18 protein-coding genes are annotated in these 17973 nt (G+C 54.3%); 8 read left to right on the top strand and 10 right to left on the bottom strand.

Annotated features, from left to right (window positions below):
- The first annotated feature begins 47 nt into the window (after positions 1–47).
- Positions 48–1091 (top strand): quinolinate synthase NadA, encoded by a 1044-nt coding sequence (gene nadA, locus AC3ITF_RS15420; protein WP_117341645.1) that lies wholly within the window; start codon positions 48–50, stop codon positions 1089–1091.
- Between the two features lie 25 nt (positions 1092–1116).
- On the top strand, positions 1117–1836 hold the full coding sequence (gene pnuC / locus AC3ITF_RS15415; RefSeq protein WP_489175814.1) for a nicotinamide riboside transporter PnuC: 720 nt from the start codon (positions 1117–1119) through the stop codon (positions 1834–1836).
- Here the strand turns inward: pnuC and zitB are convergent.
- Entirely contained in the window at positions 1833–2774 is a 942-nt protein-coding gene (zitB, locus tag AC3ITF_RS15410) for a CDF family zinc transporter ZitB (RefSeq protein ID WP_115259031.1), read from the bottom strand. The two genes, pnuC and zitB, sit on opposite strands and share 4 nt — an antisense overlap.
- Positions 2775–2887: 113 nt before the next feature.
- Complete coding sequence (locus AC3ITF_RS15405; RefSeq protein ID WP_117341648.1) at positions 2888–3262, bottom strand: YbgS-like family protein; 375 nt, start codon at positions 3260–3262, stop codon at positions 2888–2890.
- Between the two features lie 317 nt (positions 3263–3579).
- On the opposite strand from AC3ITF_RS15405, the gene aroG reads away from it, so the two are divergent.
- Positions 3580–4632 (top strand): 3-deoxy-7-phosphoheptulonate synthase AroG, encoded by a 1053-nt coding sequence (aroG, locus tag AC3ITF_RS15400; protein ID WP_115259029.1) that lies wholly within the window; start codon positions 3580–3582, stop codon positions 4630–4632.
- Positions 4633–4750: 118 nt separating this feature from the next.
- Here aroG and gpmA read toward each other — a convergent pair whose 3' ends face one another.
- From gpmA to modE, 7 genes are all read right to left on the bottom strand, one after another.
- On the bottom strand, positions 4751–5503 hold the full coding sequence (gpmA, locus tag AC3ITF_RS15395; protein ID WP_489175813.1) for a 2,3-diphosphoglycerate-dependent phosphoglycerate mutase: 753 nt from the start codon (positions 5501–5503) through the stop codon (positions 4751–4753).
- A gap of 222 nt (positions 5504–5725) precedes the next feature.
- The gene (gene galM / locus AC3ITF_RS15390; protein WP_489175812.1) at positions 5726–6766 is read right to left on the bottom strand and encodes a galactose-1-epimerase; all 1041 of its coding nucleotides are present in this window, start codon (positions 6764–6766) and stop codon (positions 5726–5728) included.
- Entirely contained in the window at positions 6760–7908 is a 1149-nt protein-coding gene (galK, locus tag AC3ITF_RS15385) for a galactokinase (RefSeq protein ID WP_137362292.1), read from the bottom strand. The genes galM and galK overlap by 7 nt, the downstream gene beginning before the upstream one ends.
- A gap of 3 nt (positions 7909–7911) precedes the next feature.
- A complete protein-coding gene (galT, locus tag AC3ITF_RS15380; protein WP_117341651.1) occupies positions 7912–8958 on the bottom strand; it encodes a galactose-1-phosphate uridylyltransferase in 1047 nt (348 codons plus the stop codon).
- Positions 8959–8967: 9 nt separating this feature from the next.
- Positions 8968–9984: a UDP-glucose 4-epimerase GalE gene (gene galE / locus AC3ITF_RS15375; protein ID WP_096757802.1), complete on the bottom strand. Its 1017-nt coding sequence runs from the start codon at positions 9982–9984 to the stop codon at positions 8968–8970.
- A gap of 618 nt (positions 9985–10602) precedes the next feature.
- Positions 10603–12075 (bottom strand): molybdate ABC transporter ATP-binding protein ModF, encoded by a 1473-nt coding sequence (gene modF, locus AC3ITF_RS15370; RefSeq protein WP_135912372.1) that lies wholly within the window; start codon positions 12073–12075, stop codon positions 10603–10605.
- 67 nt (positions 12076–12142) lie between these two features.
- Positions 12143–12931, bottom strand: a complete 789-nt coding sequence (gene modE / locus AC3ITF_RS15365) for a molybdenum-dependent transcriptional regulator (protein ID WP_096757798.1) — start codon at positions 12929–12931, stop codon at positions 12143–12145.
- A 129-nt stretch (positions 12932–13060) separates the two neighbouring features.
- On the opposite strand from modE, the gene AC3ITF_RS15360 reads away from it, so the two are divergent.
- The 4 genes from AC3ITF_RS15360 to modC all read left to right on the top strand — a co-directional run bounded on the left by AC3ITF_RS15360 (position 13061) and on the right by modC (position 15933).
- Positions 13061–13210: an AcrZ family multidrug efflux pump-associated protein gene (locus tag AC3ITF_RS15360; protein WP_085047482.1), complete on the top strand. Its 150-nt coding sequence runs from the start codon at positions 13061–13063 to the stop codon at positions 13208–13210.
- A gap of 199 nt (positions 13211–13409) precedes the next feature.
- A complete protein-coding gene (gene modA, locus AC3ITF_RS15355; RefSeq protein WP_489175811.1) occupies positions 13410–14183 on the top strand; it encodes a molybdate ABC transporter substrate-binding protein in 774 nt (257 codons plus the stop codon).
- On the top strand, positions 14183–14872 hold the full coding sequence (modB, locus tag AC3ITF_RS15350) for a molybdate ABC transporter permease subunit (protein ID WP_117341655.1): 690 nt from the start codon (positions 14183–14185) through the stop codon (positions 14870–14872). Before modA ends, modB begins: the two co-directional genes overlap by 1 nt.
- Before the next feature lie 2 nt (positions 14873–14874).
- Positions 14875–15933, top strand: a complete 1059-nt coding sequence (modC, locus tag AC3ITF_RS15345; RefSeq protein WP_115259020.1) for a molybdenum ABC transporter ATP-binding protein ModC — start codon at positions 14875–14877, stop codon at positions 15931–15933.
- Here the strand turns inward: modC and AC3ITF_RS15340 are convergent, their stop codons facing one another.
- A complete protein-coding gene (locus AC3ITF_RS15340) occupies positions 15934–16752 on the bottom strand; it encodes a pyridoxal phosphatase (RefSeq protein WP_115259019.1) in 819 nt (272 codons plus the stop codon).
- Between the two features lie 166 nt (positions 16753–16918).
- Here AC3ITF_RS15340 and pgl point away from each other — a divergent pair, with 166 nt between their 5' ends.
- Complete coding sequence (gene pgl, locus AC3ITF_RS15335; RefSeq protein WP_115259018.1) at positions 16919–17914, top strand: 6-phosphogluconolactonase; 996 nt, start codon at positions 16919–16921, stop codon at positions 17912–17914.
- The last annotated feature ends 59 nt before the right edge of the window (positions 17915–17973 follow it).

Here is a 17973-nt window from a genome sequence, read left to right as displayed (position 1 = left end):
CGCTTTTACTCGGTTATTTCGTTAAGCCAGTAAAACGAGAAAGCATGATGAGCGTGATGTTTGACCCTGAAGCCGCAATTTATCCGTTTCCGCCTAAGCCGCTGCCGCTGAGCGAAGATGAAAAACAATTTTATCGCGAGAAAATCAAACGCCTGCTAAAAGAGCGCGATGCTGTGATGGTGGCGCACTATTATACCGACCCAGAGATCCAACAGCTGGCTGAGGAAACCGGTGGATGCATTTCTGACTCGCTGGAGATGGCGCGGTTTGGCTCAAAGCATTCGGCCTCTACGCTGCTGGTGGCTGGGGTCCGATTTATGGGCGAAACGGCTAAAATCCTCAGCCCGGAAAAGACCATTTTGATGCCAACGCTGCAGGCGGAATGTTCCTTAGACCTGGGCTGTCCAATCGACGCATTCAGTGCATTTTGCGATTCGCATCCTGACCGTACCGTCGTGGTGTATGCCAACACGTCGGCGGCAGTGAAAGCGCGTGCGGACTGGGTGGTGACATCCAGCATTGCGGTTGAACTTATTGAGCACCTGGATAGTTTAGGTGAAAAAATCATCTGGGCTCCGGACAAGCATCTGGGCAACTACGTGCAAAAACAGACCGGAGCCGATGTTCTTTGTTGGCAAGGGGCCTGTATCGTCCATGACGAATTCAAAACACAGGCATTAACGCGCATGAAAGGGTTATATCCCGACGCAGCCGTGCTGGTACACCCTGAATCGCCTCAATCAATAGTCGATATGGCCGATGCCGTGGGGTCGACGAGTCAGCTCATCAACGCGGCAAAAACGTTACCGCATAAGCAGCTTATCGTGGCGACTGACCGGGGTATTTTTTACAAAATGCAGCAGGCTGTGCCGGACAAAGAGTTGCTTGAAGCCCCGACTGCCGGCGAAGGGGCAACCTGTCGCAGCTGTGCGCATTGCCCGTGGATGGCGATGAACGGCCTCAAAGCGATTGCAGAGGGCCTTGAGCAAGGTGGGGCAGCCCATGAGATACAGGTTGATGACGCGCTGCGAGAAGGGGCACTATTGCCGTTAAACCGCATGCTGGAATTTGCGGCTACACTACGAGCTTAAATAAAGTATTGCTCTGGGGGAAAAGATGGATTTTTTTAGCACGCAGAATATTTTGGTTCATATCCCGATTGGCGCGGGGGGATACGACCTGTCATGGATTGAAGCAGTGGGGACCGTTGCCGGTTTACTGTGCATTGGTTTGGCAAGCCTTGAGAAAATCAGCAACTACGTCTTTGGTCTGATAAACGTCACGCTGTTTGCGATCATCTTCTTTCAGATCCAACTCTACGCCAGCCTGTTATTACAGGTGTTCTTTTTTGCCGCCAATATCTACGGCTGGTATGCCTGGTCCCGGCAAACCAGCCAACATGAGGCTGAGCTGAAAATTCGCTGGCTGCCGCTGCCGAAAGCGCTAGGTTGGCTGGCGGCTTGCGTGGTGGCGATTGGTCTGATGACGGTATTTATCGATCCGGTCTTCGCGTTTCTGACCCGTATGGCCGTGAACATTATGCAAGGGCTGGGATTACAGGTTGCCGCACCTGAGTTGCAACCCGATGCATTCCCGTTCTGGGATTCCTGCATGATGGTGCTGTCGATTGCGGCGATGATCCTGATGACGCGGAAATACGTTGAAAACTGGCTGCTGTGGGTGATCATTAACGTCATCAGCGTGGTGATCTTCGCCCTACAAGGCGTGTATGCGATGTCGCTGGAATACATGATCCTCACCGTTATTGCGCTTAACGGCAGCAGGATGTGGATGAACAGCGCGCGCGAACGTGGCTCACGCGCGCTCTCCCCTTAGTGATGGTGATGTGAATGGCCGGACAGTCCCTGATACAGGTGGCAGTCCGGTCCGTTGCATGGCTGATATTCCATCTGGATCGTTGCGTGTTCAATCTGATAATGATGCGTCAGGAAATGTTGAATGCGTTCCAGCAATGCGTCGTGATCGTGCGGGGGAACCACCTGCACATGTAGCGTCATCACCGGTTTCTCACCCACCATCCAGACGTGCACATGGTGCACGTTGCGAACTTCAGGAATATCCCGGCTGAGGTGGCGCTGTAGCGCGGGAATATCCAGTGACAGCGGTGCGCCTTCGAGTAATTCGTTCACGCTATCTTTCAATAACCGCCAGGCGCTACGCAGTACCAGCACGGAAACCAGAATCGACAGGATCGGATCCGCTGGCGTCCAGCCAGTCCAGATGATGATCAACGCCGCGATGATCGCGCCAACCGACCCCAGTAAATCGCCCATTACGTGCAAGGCCGCGGCGCGAACATTGAGGTTCTTCTCCTCGCTCCCGCGATGCAGCACCCAAAAGGCAAGAACGTTAGCCAGTAAACCTGCCACGGCAATCACCATCATCATGCCGCCAGCTACCGGTCGTGGGGTATAGAAGCGCTCTATCGCCTCCCAGACGATTAAAATGGTGATCACCACTAGCGCGATAGCGTTCACAAACGCGGCCAGCGTCGTGAGCCTCAGCCAGCCGAACGTGTGTCGGATGGTCGGCGGTCGGCGAGCAAACCTGACAGCCAGCAGTGCAAAAAGCAGAGCGGCTGCATCTGTCAGCATATGGCCGGCGTCCGCCAGCAGCGCCAGCGAGCCTGACAGGATCCCGCCGACCACCTCCACGAACATAAATCCCGCCGTAATGCAGAAGGCGAACAGCAGTCGACGGGCGTTATTATCTTTGGGCAGGTCAGGGGAAGTGGGGGTATGTGAGTGCGCCATAATGTCATCCCTTTGTTATTCTCATCATTACTGTATGACATCATACCGGGTTTGGGCTGACAAAATTAAAAAGGAGAGCTTTTGCTCTCCCGTTATTAGCCATATTTTTAGCTTTACTGGGTGGTGCCGTCGGTTTTGGTGTCTACGTCATTGTTGATACCGTTTCCGGTCTCTACCTTCTTGTTGATATCCGGACAACGACCGTCTTTGCACATTGAGTTTTTGTGCATCTCGTCTTTGGTCATCCCTTCATGATTCATTGATGAACCGTTCGGATGCAGCATGGTGCCGCCCGAATTAACGTTGTTGTTGTCGACATTATTCGGTGCCACGTTCTCGCGTGCGTCCGGTGCGGTTTGCCCGGCATCCGCCGAAGAATTCGCCTGACCGTTATTTGACTGCGTGTTTGCGTCTGCAGCCAACGCCGCGCCGCTGGCGAGGCTAAGAGTGGCAGTAAGAAAGAGTGAGGCCAGCTTTGTCATTTGCATAATATGCTCCTGTTATGGTCGATATGTCGGATAACCTCTTCCAACAGTGCATGTGCCAGTTAAATCCTCAGAAGGTAGTTAACTATTTCAGTATGAAAATTAAAACCAGCATAGAATATTGAAATTAATAAAAAAATAAGCTGTTGCAGTTATAAATTGTAGTTTGGATCTCGTTTATCGCTACTTTATTGCGTTTTTTTGGCTTATTCCAGGATTAATCCGTCCAAAGTGTAAAACCCCGTTTACACTTTAGAACTGAAGATATAGATTGGAGGGATTGCATTCATTTATATAAGTATGGCAACGCTGGAATAATCATGAATTATCAGAACGACGATTTACGCATTAAAGAGATCAACGAGTTACTCCCCCCGGTCGCACTGCTGGAAAAATTCCCTGCTACTGAAAATGCCGCAAATACGGTTGCTCACGCCCGCAAAGCGATTCATAAAATTCTGAAAGGCAGCGACGATCGCTTACTGGTTGTGATCGGGCCGTGCTCGATTCATGATCCGGCAGCCGCCAAAGACTATGCCGCTCGCCTGCTGGCGCTGCGTGATGAGCTTAAAGACGAGCTTGAAATTGTCATGCGCGTCTATTTTGAAAAGCCGCGTACCACCGTAGGCTGGAAGGGGCTGATCAACGATCCGCATATGGATAACAGCTTCCAGATCAACGATGGCCTGCGCATAGCGCGTAAGTTGCTGCTGGATATTAACGACAGCGGCTTGCCAGCAGCGGGTGAATTCCTTGATATGATCACCCCACAGTACCTGGCCGATCTGATGAGCTGGGGGGCGATCGGCGCACGTACGACGGAGTCCCAGGTTCACCGTGAGCTGGCGTCCGGTCTTTCCTGCCCGGTTGGCTTTAAAAACGGGACTGACGGTACGATCAAAGTGGCCATTGATGCCATCAACGCCGCTGGCGCGCCGCACTGTTTCCTGTCGGTGACCAAATGGGGTCATTCAGCCATTGTGAATACCAGTGGTAATGGTGACTGCCATATCATTCTGCGCGGTGGTAAAGAGCCAAACTACAGTGCTCAGCACGTTGCAGACGTGAAGGAAGGGCTGGTTAAAGCAGGTCTGTCCCCGCAGGTGATGATTGACTTTAGCCATGCAAACTCCAGCAAGCAGTTTAAAAAGCAGATGGATGTCGCGAAAGACGTTTGCGGACAGGTTGCTGGCGGTGAGAAAGCGATTATTGGCGTGATGATTGAAAGTCATCTGGTGGAAGGTAATCAGAATCCGGATAGCGGCGAGCCGCTGACCTACGGTAAGAGCATTACTGATGCCTGCATCGGCTGGGAAGATACTGATGCGGTGTTACGCCAGTTGGCAAACGCGGTCAAAACGCGTCGCGGCTAACCGAGTCTCGTAGGCCTGATAAGCGTAGCGCCATCAGGCTTTTCTGCGCAGACTGCCGGGTAGCAGCGAAATAAAAAAAGCGCGGATAATCCGCGCTTTTTTATATTCAGCGAAGAAATTACTTCGCTTTACCCTGGTTGGCAACGGCGGCCGCTTTTGCCGCGATCTCGTCAGCATTACCCAGATAGTAACGTTTGATCGGCTTGAAGTTTTCGTCGAACTCATACACCAGCGGTACGCCGGTCGGAATGTTCAGTTCCAGAATTTCATCTTCGCCCATGTTATCCAGGTATTTCACCAGCGCACGCAGGGAGTTACCGTGAGCAGCGATAATCACGCGCTCACCGTTTTTCATGCGCGGCAGAATGGTTTCGTTCCAGTAAGGGATAACACGCTCGATGGTCAGCGCCAGGCTTTCGGTAACCGGCAGCTCTTTGTCAGTGAGTTGAGCATAACGCGGATCGTGCCCCGGATAGCGCTCGTCATCTTTGGTCAGCTCCGGCGGTGTTACCGCGAAGCCACGACGCCATTGTTTAACCTGCTCGTCACCGTATTTTTCAGCGGTTTCGGCTTTGTTCAGACCCTGCAGAGCGCCGTAATGACGTTCGTTCAGCTTCCAGGATTTTTCAACCGGTAGCCACGCTTGATCCAGTTCATCCAGTACGTTCCACAGGGTGTGGATGGCACGTTTTAGCACAGAAGTGTAAGCAAAATCGAAGCTGTAGCCTTCCTCTCGCAGCAGTTTGCCTGCCGCTTTTGCTTCGCCTACGCCTTTCTCGGACAGATCAACATCGTACCAACCGGTAAAGCGGTTTTCGTTGTTCCACTGACTTTCACCGTGACGTACCAGAACCAGCTTAGTTACAGCCATACACTCACTCCTATAAACCATATTGAATGATAATAGTTCTCATTATATTGCCGTAATGCGTCAGCGGCAATGCTTACGCATAACCATAGCGAAAATAGCTGCACAGTGTAAGGTTCTTGTGAACTCAAGGTTGCGATTTTGGCTTTTGGTGGTGAGGCTTTGAGCAGGTTGGGGGAGGGCAATAAACGACGAGCCCGATACTGGACTCGTCATGGTTAGTCGTCAGGCCGGAATAAACCGGTATTCCGTCACGCTGGCGTACTCTTCGCCCGGGCGCAGGAAGCAGTCCGGTTGCGGCCATTCCGGATGGTTCGGGCTGTCCGGCAGAAACTCGCTTTCCAGCGCCAGACCTTGCCAGTCGGCGTACGCCTCTGGACCACGGGACGGCGTGCCGCCGAGGAAATTCCCGGAGTAGAATTGCAAAGCCGGGGCCGAGGTGTAGACCTCCATCTGCAATTTTTCATCCTGCGACCACAGCAGCGCGACCGGCTTACGGGCATCACCTTGTGCCTGTAGCAGGAAGGCGTGATCGTAACCTTTTACGTGGTGCTGATCGTCATCGGCCAGAAATTCGCTGGCGATAACTTTTGGCGTACGGAAGTCAAAAGAAGTGCCCGCCACCGGCTTTAGGCCCTCGTGTGGGATACCCATCGCATCAACCGGCAGATACGTGTCGGCGAGGATCTGCAGCTTATGCTGGCGGACATCGGTTTTATCACCGTCGAGGTTGAAATAAACGTGGTTGGTCAGATTCACCGGGCAGGGCTTATCGACCGTCGCGCGATAGGTGATTGAAATGCGATTGTCGTCGGTCAGGCGATACTGCGCTGTCGCGCAAAGGTGGCCAGGGAAACCCTGGTCGCCATCGTCAGAGGTCAGTGCGAACAGCACCTGACGATCATTCTGATTCACTATCTGCCAGCGACGTTTATCGAAACCGTCCGGCCCGCCGTGCAGCTGGTTTTCACCCTGGCTTGGCAGTAATTCAATGGTTTCACCAGCGAAGGTGTAACGGCTGTTGGCGATACGGTTCGCGTAGCGGCCAATCGATGCCCCCAGAAACGCAGCCTGATCAGGATATTGCTCCGGGCTGGCGCAGCCGAGCAATGCTTCACGCACGCTACCATCGCTCAGAGGAATGCGGGCCGACAACAGCGTTGCGCCCCAGTCCATCAGGTTGACCACCATCCCTGCGTCATTACGCAGGGTCAGCAGACGAAACGGCTGGCCATCGGGGGCCATGACGGGAATTTCGTTTAGCACTGTCCGGCTCCTTGTGAAGGTTTACACACATAGAAGGTTTCTTTGATACCTGTTTTCGCTTCGTACTGCGCAGCGACAGCCTGCTGTACCGCAGGAACCAACGCTTCAGGGATCAGCGCCACAATGCAGCCGCCGAAGCCGCCGCCGGTCATGCGCACGCCGCCCTGGGAGCCGATGGTCGCTTTGACGATCTCCACCAGGGTATCAATTTGCGGCACGGTAATTTCAAAGTCATCGCGCATGGAGGCGTGAGATTCCGCCATCAACTGGCCCATGCGCAGCAGGTCACCTTTTGCCAGGGCATCAGCGGCTTCCACGGTACGGGCATTTTCGGTGATCACGTGGCGGACGCGTTTGGCGACGATCGGGTCCAACTCATGGGCGACGGCGTTGAATGCCTCAAGGCTGACATCACGCAGCGCGGGTTGCTGGAAGAAGCGCGCGCCGGTTTCGCACTGCTCGCGACGGGTGTTGTACTCACTGCCGACCAGCGTACGCTTAAAGTTACTGTTAATGATCACCACGGCGACGCCTTCAGGCATGGAGACCGCTTTGGTACCCAGCGTACGGCAGTCGATCAGTAGCGCATGATCTTTCTTGCCCAGCGCGGAAATCAGCTGATCCATGATGCCGCAGTTGCAACCGACGAACTGGTTTTCGGCTTCCTGACCGTTCAGGGCAATCTGCGCGCCGTCGAGCGGCAGGTGATAAAGCTGCTGGAACACGGTGCCGACCGCCACTTCCAGCGACGCTGAGGAGCTTAAGCCAGCGCCCTGCGGTACATTGCCGCTGATCACCAGATCGGCACCGCCAAAGGCGTTATTACGCTTTTGCAGGTGTTTTACCACGCCGCGGACATAGTTCGACCACTGCTGGCTGTCATGGGCGATAATCGGCGCGTCGAGAGAAAACTCATCAACCTGATTCTCGTAGTCAGCGGCAATCACGCGCACGATGCGATCGTCACGCGTCGCACAGCTGATCACGGTTTGGTAGTCGATGGCGCAAGGCAGAACGAAGCCGTCGTTATAGTCGGTATGTTCGCCAATCAGGTTGACGCGACCGGGCGCCTGAATCGTATGGGTGGCAGGGTAGCCAAATGTTTCAGCAAACAGAGATTGTGTTTTTTCTTTCAGACTCATTTTTTAAACTCCGGATTCGCGAAAATGGATGTCACTGACCGCACGCAAACGCTCGGCGGCTTGTTCTGCCGTCAGGTCGCGCTGGGTTTCCGCCAGCATTTCATAACCGACCATAAATTTACGCACGGTCGCGGAACGCAGCAGGGGCGGATAAAAATGCGCGTGCAGCTGCCAGTGTTGATTCTCTTCGCCATTAAACGGTGCGCCGTGCCAGCCCATGGAATAAGGGAAAGAACACTGGAACAGATTGTCGTAACGGCTGGTCAGTTTCTTCAGCGCCAGCGCCAGGTCGGCACGCTGCGCGTCGGTTAAATCAGTAATACGCAGCACATGTGCTTTAGGCAGTAGCAGCGTTTCAAACGGCCATGCCGCCCAGTAAGGCACGACCGCCAGCCAGTGCTCGGTTTCCACCACCGTGCGGCTGCCGTCTGCCTGTTCACGCTGGACGTAATCGACCAGCATCGGTTTGCCTTGCTCAGCGAAATACTCTTTTTGCAGGCGGTCTTCACGCTCTGCTTCATTGGGCAGGAAGCTATTGGCCCAAATCTGACCGTGCGGATGTGGGTTCGAGCACCCCATCGCTGCGCCTTTATTTTCAAACACTTGTACCCAGGGATAGGTTTTCCCCAGATCGGCCGTTTGCATCTGCCACGTTTTCACAATCTCCGTCAGCGCAGGCACGCTGAGTTCCGGCAGCGTTTTGCTGTGATCGGGTGAGAAGCAAATGACACGGCTGGTTCCACGTGCGCTCTGACAGCGCATCAACGGATCGTGACTGTCCGGTGCGTCCGGGGTGTCGGACATCAGCGCGGCAAAATCATTGGTAAAGACGTAGGTGCCGGTGTAATCCGGGTTTTTATCACCGGTTACGCGCGTGTTACCTGCACACAGGAAGCAGTCCGGGTCATGTGCAGGGAGAACCTGCTTAGACGGTGTCTCCTGCGCCCCTTGCCAGGGGCGTTTGGCGCGATGTGGTGAGACGAGGATCCACTGCCCGGTAAGCGGGTTAAAGCGGCGGTGTGGATGATCGACAGGATTGAATTGCGTCATGACGTGTCCTTAATCCGAATATCCTTGCGGATGGCGTGACTGCCAGTGCCAGGTGTCTTGTGCCATTTCGTCCAGCGTGCGGGTTACGCGCCAGTTTAATTCGCGATCGGCTTTGCTGGCATCTGCCCAGTAGGCGGGAAGATCGCCGTCACGACGCGGTGCAAAATGGTAGTTAATCGGTTTACCACAGGCTTTACTGAAGGCGTTGACCACGTCCAGTACGCTGCTGCCGACGCCCGCGCCGAGGTTATAAATATGCACACCTTGTTTACCCGCCAGTTTTTCCATAGCGACAACGTGCCCGTCGGCGAGATCCATCACGTGGATGTAATCGCGAACGCCGGTACCATCTTCGGTAGGGTAGTCGTTGCCAAATACCGCAAGCGACTCGCGGCGGCCAACGGCAACTTGAGCAATGTAAGGCATCAGGTTGTTGGGAATGCCCTGCGGATCTTCGCCCATATCGCCTGACGGATGTGCGCCAACCGGGTTGAAGTAGCGCAGCAGCGCGATGCTCCACTCTGGCTGGGCTTTTTGCAGATCGGTTAGGATCTGCTCGACCATCAGTTTGCTTTTGCCGTACGGGCTTTGCGGGGTTCCGGTTGGGAAGCTTTCAACGTAAGGAATTTGCGGCTGATCGCCATAGACTGTGGCTGAGGAGCTGAAGATGAAGTTCTTGACGTTGGCGGCGCGCATCGCGTTTACCAGACGCAGGGTACCGTTGACGTTGTTGTCATAGTATTCCAGCGGTTTGGCAACAGACTCACCCACGGCCTTCAGACCGGCAAAGTGAATGACCGTATCAATGGCGTGATCGTGGAGAATTTCGGTGATCAGCGCTTCGTTGCGGATATCCCCTTCAATGAAGGTCGGATGCTTCGTGCCTAAACGCTCGATAACGGGCAGTACGCTGCGCTTACTGTTGCAGAGGTTATCAAGGATCACTACGTCGTGACCGTTTTTCAGTAACTGCACGCACGTGTGGCTTCCGATGTAACCGCTACCACCTGTAACCAATACTCTCATAATTCGCTCCGTTAAGCCTATGGTATGGAATGATCCTAGCATAACAAAGATGCGAAAAGTGTGACATGGAATAAATTAGTGGAATCGTTTACACTTCAGTGTTTTCACCGTTTAGCGTCTTTTTTTTAATTGTAAATCATAGGTTTTGTTCACGACTGCGCCATTTATCCGAAAAAGCAGGTAAAAAAATGGGCGTCCAATGCGTACAGCACGTCAGTTAGACATGTATGGAAAATGTATTAGCCCGAAGCAGGATGTCGCTTCAGCGCTCTGACTTTCAGTCAAATTAATTTCTCTGTTCAGGTAAGTTCAAATAACAACACCGGTGGTTAGGTGTGGGCTGGTCCGGCTGAAAATTGCCGACGAGTTTCCGTAAGGCCGGGAGAACCCGCAGGGATGCGGGTTCAGGGCGCGTTTTGCATGGAGGCTTCCTCGCGCCCGGCCCGGTAGCCTGGAGGAATTAGCGGAGGGGACCACGAAGTGGCAATTTTCCCGCCGGGAGCCGGGATTGTAAAGGGCGTGGCGGAGAACGCCCTTTACCCGTTCACGGGTAGTGTGGCATCGGAGAAGCTATATACATGAGGTGAACGGAACAGCTTGCCTGAAATAACATGTTTATTATTCCAGGGACGTTTGTCGATAGCCATAGATCTCGCCGTCAGGCACAAACTCCAGTCGATGCGTAATACAGGCTGGCGCATCCTCGGCGTGGTGAGAAACGAACAGCAGCTGGGTATCACCTTCGCCGATCAGCACATCAACAAAACGGCGGATCAACTGGCGATTCAGCGGATCCAGCCCCTGCAAGGGTTCATCGAGGATTAACAGAGTAGGGTGCTTAACCAGCGCGCGAACAATCAGCGCCAGTCGCTGCTGACCCCAGGAAAGGCTGTGAAACGGCGCGTCGGCAGTACGCTTATCGATGCCCAGAATGTCTAACCACTGCTGTACCAGCTTACGCTGCCGGTCAGAAACCGCCTGGTAGATACCGATCGAATCAAAATAACCAGAGAGGATCACGTTGCGTACCGTGGTACTGACGCGGTACTCGAGGTGCAGGCTGCTGCTGACATAGCCAATGTGTTTTTTAATATCCCAGATGGTTTCACCGCTGCCGCGACGACGACCAAACAGCGTCAGTGCGTTGCTGTAACCCTGTGGGTGATCGCCGGTGATTAAGCTGAGCAGGGTGGATTTCCCCGCGCCATTTGGGCCGACAATTTGCCAGTGTTCGCCTGGATTCACCTGCCAGCTCAAGTGATGCAGAATAGGGCGATCGTTATACGAGACCACGCCATCGTTGAGCACAATACGCGGCTCGTGATCGGCCAACGTACGGCGAACAGAGGGTTCATCGGGTTCGGGTAATGTAATCCCGGCCAGTTGTTCGCTATGCGCAAGCTGGGCTATCAATGCCTGTTGCAGTAAACCGGCTTTCTCGCCGGTTTCAGTCAGGGTGCAATCCGCGAGGACGCCAGCAAACTGCACGAATTCTGGAATCTCATCAAAGCGGTTGAGGACCAGCACCAGCGTAATACCTGCCTGATGCAACGTGGCGAGCAAATCCGCTAACTGATGACGTGACGCAACGTCCAGTCCGTCAAACGGTTCATCCAGGATCAGCAATTCCGGTTCCGACATCAGCGCCTGACAAAGCAGGGTTTTACGTGTTTCGCCGGTAGAGAGGTATTTGAAACGCCTGTCGAGCAGATGCGTAATGCCAAACTGCTGCGCCAGCGCTTTGCATCGCGCTGGATTTTTGATTTCATCGAGAATGATTTCTGCCGTCGTGCGTCCGGTGTCGTCTTCGCCGGGGCTGAGGAGATCGGTGTTATTACGCTGCCATTCGTCGCTGACCAGTTGTTGCAACTGCTCAAAGGAGAGTCGGGTGATACGCGTGAACTGACAGCGGCGCTCGCCTTTTAACGGCGGCAATTCCCCCGCCAGCGCACGCGCTAACGCGGATTTCCCACTGCCGTTAGAACCGACAAACGCCCAGCTATCCCCCGCGTTCAACGTCAACGTATTCAACTGGAGCGTTTTTGTGTCGCTCAGACGAAACGTGCCTTGCGAAATTTGCAACGATGACATTTTATATCCCATGTTTTGCAGCAATGAACAACAGGGATACGTGTTCTGCGAGCCGATGTCAATCGACTCAACACAACGTGGCAATAATCACTCTGTCGGCGTTGAAATATGCGGTGACGTTAGCGCCTTCTTGCAGCGTCGCGGCGTCTTCCGACGGAACCGTGGCGCACAGCGTCTGGCCATCGGGCAGCGCCATTAACACTTCGCACTGTTCGGCGCCGCGCTCAATATGGCTGATGGTCCCCTGTAGTTGGTTATCAGCCGCCTGGGCGATAGCGTCGTCCTGGGTGATCCCCACCCATGGCGCCTTCAGCAGGACCAGCACTTCTTTACCCTCATCCAGCCCTAAACGTTCGCCACTTTGCGCCGTCAACGCGACTTTCAGCCGCGTTTCGCCATCGGCCAGCAGGACATCAACATGCTGCTGAACCTGAGAGTGGTCGCGTGCGGTAATGGTGCCAAACCACTGGTTACGGGCGCTGGTTTGCAGTGAAAAACGGGAGATGGCTGCCAGCAAACTGTTCAGCGGCAGGGCGTCGTCGTCGCTCAGGACATCAAACGCTTTCTGCTGAATTTGTGCCAGCAAATCGTAAAGTTGGATTAGGCGCTGGCCATAGCGGGTTAATACCGCGCCGCCGCCGCCTTTGCCGCCGGTGGCGCGCTCTACCAGCGTTTGCTCACTGAGCTGGTTCATCTCATTGATGGCATCCCAGGCGCTTTTATAACTGATGCCCGCATCCTTCGCGCCCTGACTAATAGAGCCGGAAAGCGCAATGTGCTTAAGCAGCGAAATGCGGCGGGGATCGGCAAACAGCTTTTGCTGAAGTTTCAGGGTAAGAAGGATTTCGGCCTGCATATCAAGCTCCTGGCAAAAGGGATATTGTGACGGAAAACCGCGCGCGCGCAAAGTCGACCGCACAAAAGGGGAGTGCAATTCTGCGTTATGGGGTTAAAATACAGCTAAGGACTATATCTGGAGTTGATCATGTTAGAGTTATTGAAAAGTCTGGTATTCGCCGTAATCATGGTTCCTGTGGTGATGGCCATCATTCTGGGGCTGATTTACGGACTGGGTGAAGTGTTCAACATTTTCTCCGGTATCGGTCAGAAAGATCAGTCCAAACAGAACCATTGATTCCCCAAACGCCCGCTCAGTCGGGCGTTTATCTTTTTCGCCTTCCAGCTCGTTTTCGGTGCCTGTGGTTTCTCAAGATCCTGCTTTTCCTGCCGATAATTTCTTTATATAACCTTTGATGGGTACGAATAACCACTGGGAAAATCCTGAATTAATCGTTATATTACTGCGTACATAACGAAGCTCAAAGGAGTTACAGATGGCACGTACATGGTTACGCTTGTTTGCAGGGGCAACACTCTCTCTTTCTGTTGCCGGGCATGCATTGGCGGATGAAGGCAAAATTACGGTGTTCGCCGCGGCGTCGCTGACGAATGCGATGCAGGACATTGCAGCCCTGTATAAAAAAGAGAAGAACGTGGACGTCGTCTCCTCTTTTGCCTCGTCTTCTACGCTGGCGCGCCAGATTGAAGCCGGTGCGCCCGCCGATCTGTTTATTTCTGCCGACCAGAAATGGATGGATTATGCGGTAGACAAAAAGTCTATCGACACCGCATCGCGTAAAACGCTGCTCGGTAACAGCCTGGTGGTCGTGGCGCCAAAAGCGAGCGAGCAGAAAGCGTTTACCATCGACAGTAAAACCAACTGGACCAACCTGTTGAACGGTGGGCGTCTGGCGGTCGGTGACCCGGAACATGTTCCGGCGGGCATTTATGCCAAAGAAGCGCTGCAAAAACTGGGCGCATGGGATACTCTGGCGCCGAAACTGGCCCCAGCTGAAGACGTACGCGGCGCACTGGCGCTGGTCGAACGTAACGAAGCGCCGCTGGGGATTGTTTACGGTTCCGATGCCGTCGCCAGCAAAGGCGTCAAAGTAGTCGCCACGTTCCCGGAAGATTCACACAAAAAAGTCGAATACCCTATCGCGATTGTTGATGGGCATTCTAACGCCACGGTCAGCGCGTTCTATGATTACCTGAAAGGACCGCAGGCTGCTGAAATCTTTAAACGTTATGGATTTACGACCAAGTAATGATACTCAGCGATCCTGAATGGCAGGCCGTTATACTGAGCCTGAAAGTTTCTTCCCTGGCCGTGCTGTTCAGCCTGCCGTTTGGGATCTTCTTTGCCTGGCTGCTGGTGCGCTGCACGTTTCCAGGTAAAGCTCTGCTCGACAGCGTGCTGCACTTGCCACTGGTACTGCCACCGGTGGTGGTCGGTTATCTGCTGTTAGTGGCCATGGGGCGACGCGGATTTATCGGCGAGCGGCTGTACGACTGGTTTGGTATTACGTTTGCCTTCAGCTGGCGCGGCGCGGTGCTGGCGGCGGCGGTGATGTCTTTCCCGCTGATGGTGAGGGCCATCCGTCTGGCGCTTGAAGGCGTGGACGTCAAGCTGGAACAGGCCGCCCGTACGCTGGGGGCCGGTCGCTGGCGCGTATTCCTGACCATCACCTTGCCGCTGATGCTACCGGGCATTATTGTCGGCACGGTGCTGGCATTTGCCCGCTCGCTCGGCGAGTTCGGCGCGACGATCACCTTCGTTTCCAATATTCCTGGCGAAACCCGCACTATCCCTTCGGCGATGTACACCCTGATCCAGACTCCTGGCGGTGAAAGCGCGGCGGCGAGACTTTGCATGATTTCTATTGTGCTGGCGTTAATTTCGCTACTGATTTCTGAGTGGCTGGCGCGCATCAGCCGCGAACGGACGGGGCGATAATCATGCTGGAACTGAATTTCACCCAGACGTTAGGCTCGCACTGTCTGACGCTCAACGAAACGTTACCCGCCACTGGCATTACCGCGATTTTTGGCGTGTCCGGGGCGGGCAAAACCTCGCTGATTAACGCCATTAGCGGACTGACGAAGCCGCAGTCCGGGCGCATTGTGCTCAACGGTCGGGTGTTGAACGATGTAGAAAATGGCATCTGTTTAACCCCTGAAAAACGCCGGGTCGGCTACGTTTTTCAGGATGCGCGCCTGTTCCCGCATTATAAAGTGCGCGGTAACCTGCGCTACGGCATGGCGAAAAGCATGGCCGGGCAGTTTGATAAGCTGGTGACGTTGTTAGGGATTGAACCGCTACTCGAGCGCCTGCCTGGTAGCCTTTCCGGCGGTGAAAAACAGCGCGTGGCCATTGGTCGGGCGCTGCTGACCGCGCCTGAGTTGCTGCTGCTTGACGAGCCGCTGGCGTCACTGGATATTCCGCGTAAGCGTGAACTGCTACCCTACCTGCAACGCCTGGCGCGCGAAATCAACATCCCGATGCTGTATGTCAGCCATTCGCTGGATGAGATTTTGCATCTGGCCGATAAAGTGATGGTGCTGGAGAACGGCCAGGTAAAAGCGTTTGGCTCGCTGGAGGATGTCTGGGGCAGCAGCGTGATGCACCCCTGGCTACCGAAAGAACAGCAAAGCAGCATCCTCAAAGTCAGCGTGCTGGAACATCATCCGCATTATTCAATGACCGCGCTGGCGCTGGGCGACCAGCATCTGTGGGTTAATAAACTGGAGCAGCCGCTGCAAACCGCGCTGCGTATTCGTATTCAGGCCTCGGATGTATCACTGGTATTACAACCGCCGCAGCAGACCAGTATTCGCAACGTGTTGCGCGCCAAGGTCGCGCAGTGCTATGACGACAACGGGCAGGTGGAAGTGCAGCTTGAGGTCGGCGGTAAAACGCTGTGGGCGAGGATCAGCCCGTGGGCCAGGGATGAACTGGGCATCAAACCTGGCCTGTGGCTGTACGCGCAAATTAAGAGCGTGTCGATAACCGCCTGATTACAGCAGGTGAGAATAAATAAATTTGGCGATGCTGTCGGTGGTGTTGTCACCAATCACGATATTGGCGCGGGCCTTGACCGCGTCATCTGCATTACCCATCGCCACGCCGGTGCCTGCGGCTTCCAGCATACTGATATCGTTAAAGTTGTCGCCAAAGGCGATGACATTCTCCATTGACCCCCCCTGTGCTTCAATCCACTGGGTCAGGCGTTTTCCTTTGCTGTTGCCTTTGCGGGCCACGTCGACCTGATCGTGCCATGACCATTCGCACTCCAGTCCCAGCTGTTGCTCAACGTGCTTGCCAAACTGCTGCAGCTTAGGAATATCTTCGTCGGTCAGGGCAAATTTCCAGACGGCGTTAACGTCCTGCGCGGCCTGCGCCAGTGAGGGGACCTGGGTAAAGGTGGGACGCTGCTCCGGCGGCAGGGTTTGCGCCCAGTTTGCGGTACGTACCACATGCCCGGTCGGGCGCTCATACAGCATGGCATCGTCTACATACATCAGACCGTGGATCTGATGTGCCTCCAGCAGATCGATCAGTTGCAGCGCCTGATCAACGGGAAGGGGATCGGATTGCAGAACCTTTTTTGCCTGATAATCATACAAGTAAGTGCCATTACAGCAAATTGCAGGTGTATCCAGCGCCAGTGCCTGATAAAAAGGATGAATAGCAACGTGATGGCGACCTGTGACAATGATAAGTTGGTAGCCGGCTTCTCTGGCGCGCGAGAGCGCTTCGAGAGAAGAGGGCAGTAAGGTTTTTTTCGGGGTCAGCAACGTACCGTCTAAATCCAGGGCAATCACGCGAGTGGTCATCAGTTATTCCAGATTAAGGTTGAGAATTGTGTCTTTGGGCATGGTACACCGAGTCGGCAACCGGACAAAATTCTGAGTCTTAATTAAGCATTCACCGTTAAAAGCGTCTACCTTAGGCGTGTGTCAGGCAATTGCAGCCACTTGCCAAAAAGTAAAAGGAGCATTCATGAAGCAAACCGTTTATACCGCCAGCCCTGAAAGTCAGCAGATCCACGTCTGGAGCCTGAACCACGACGGTTCACTGACGCTGACGCAGGTGGTTGATGTACCGGGTCAGGTGCAGCCGATGGTCGTCAGCCCGGATAAGCGCTATCTGTATGTTGGCGTGCGTCCTGAGTTTCGCGTGCTGGCCTACCGTATTGCGCCGGATGACGGTGCGCTGACCTTTGCCGCAGAATCTGCGCTGCCGGGCAGCCCGACGCATATTTCGACCGATCATCAAGGTCGTTTTGTGTTTGTCGGATCGTACAACGCAGGCAGCGTGAGCGTGACGCGTCTGGAGGATGGCCTACCGGTTGAGCTGGTGGACGTAGTAGAAGGTATGGACGGGTGCCACTCGGCCAATATCTCTCCGGATAACCGCACGCTGTGGGTTCCCGCACTGAAGCAGGATCGTATCTGTCTATTTGGCCTCAGTGATGATGGCAAGCTGATCGCACAGGATCCGGCGGAGGTGACGACCGTAGAGGGCGCGGGACCGCGTCATATGGCGTTCCATCCGAATCATCAGTACGCCTATTGCGTCAATGAGCTGAACAGTTCGGTTGATGTCTGGGAACTGAACGATCCGCACGGCAAAATTGAGTGCGTACAAACGCTGGATATGATGCCAGCTGATTTCTCCGACACCCGCTGGGCGGCAGATATTCATATCACGCCTGATGGTCGTCATCTGTATGCCTGTGACCGTACCGCCAGCCTGATTACGGTGTTTAGCGTGTCAGAAGACGGCAGCGTGCTGACCAAAGAGGGCTTCCAGCCTACCGAAACCCAGCCGCGTGGTTTTAATATCGACAGCCGCGGAAAATACCTGATTGCCGCCGGGCAGAAATCGCACCACATTGCGGTGTATGACATTGCGGGTGAGCAGGGACTGCTGACCGAGAAAGGTCGCTATGCGGTTGGACAAGGCCCGATGTGGGTCGTGATCAACGCATACTAAGACTTTATGCCAAATGGCCTACGATAAGCACACGCTTCGTAGGCCTGATAAGGCATTAG

The organism is Citrobacter sp. KH_055_1, assembly GCF_057838705.1.
Note: the sequence above shows the minus strand (reverse complement) of the source record. Positions and strands in the feature narration are given on the sequence as shown.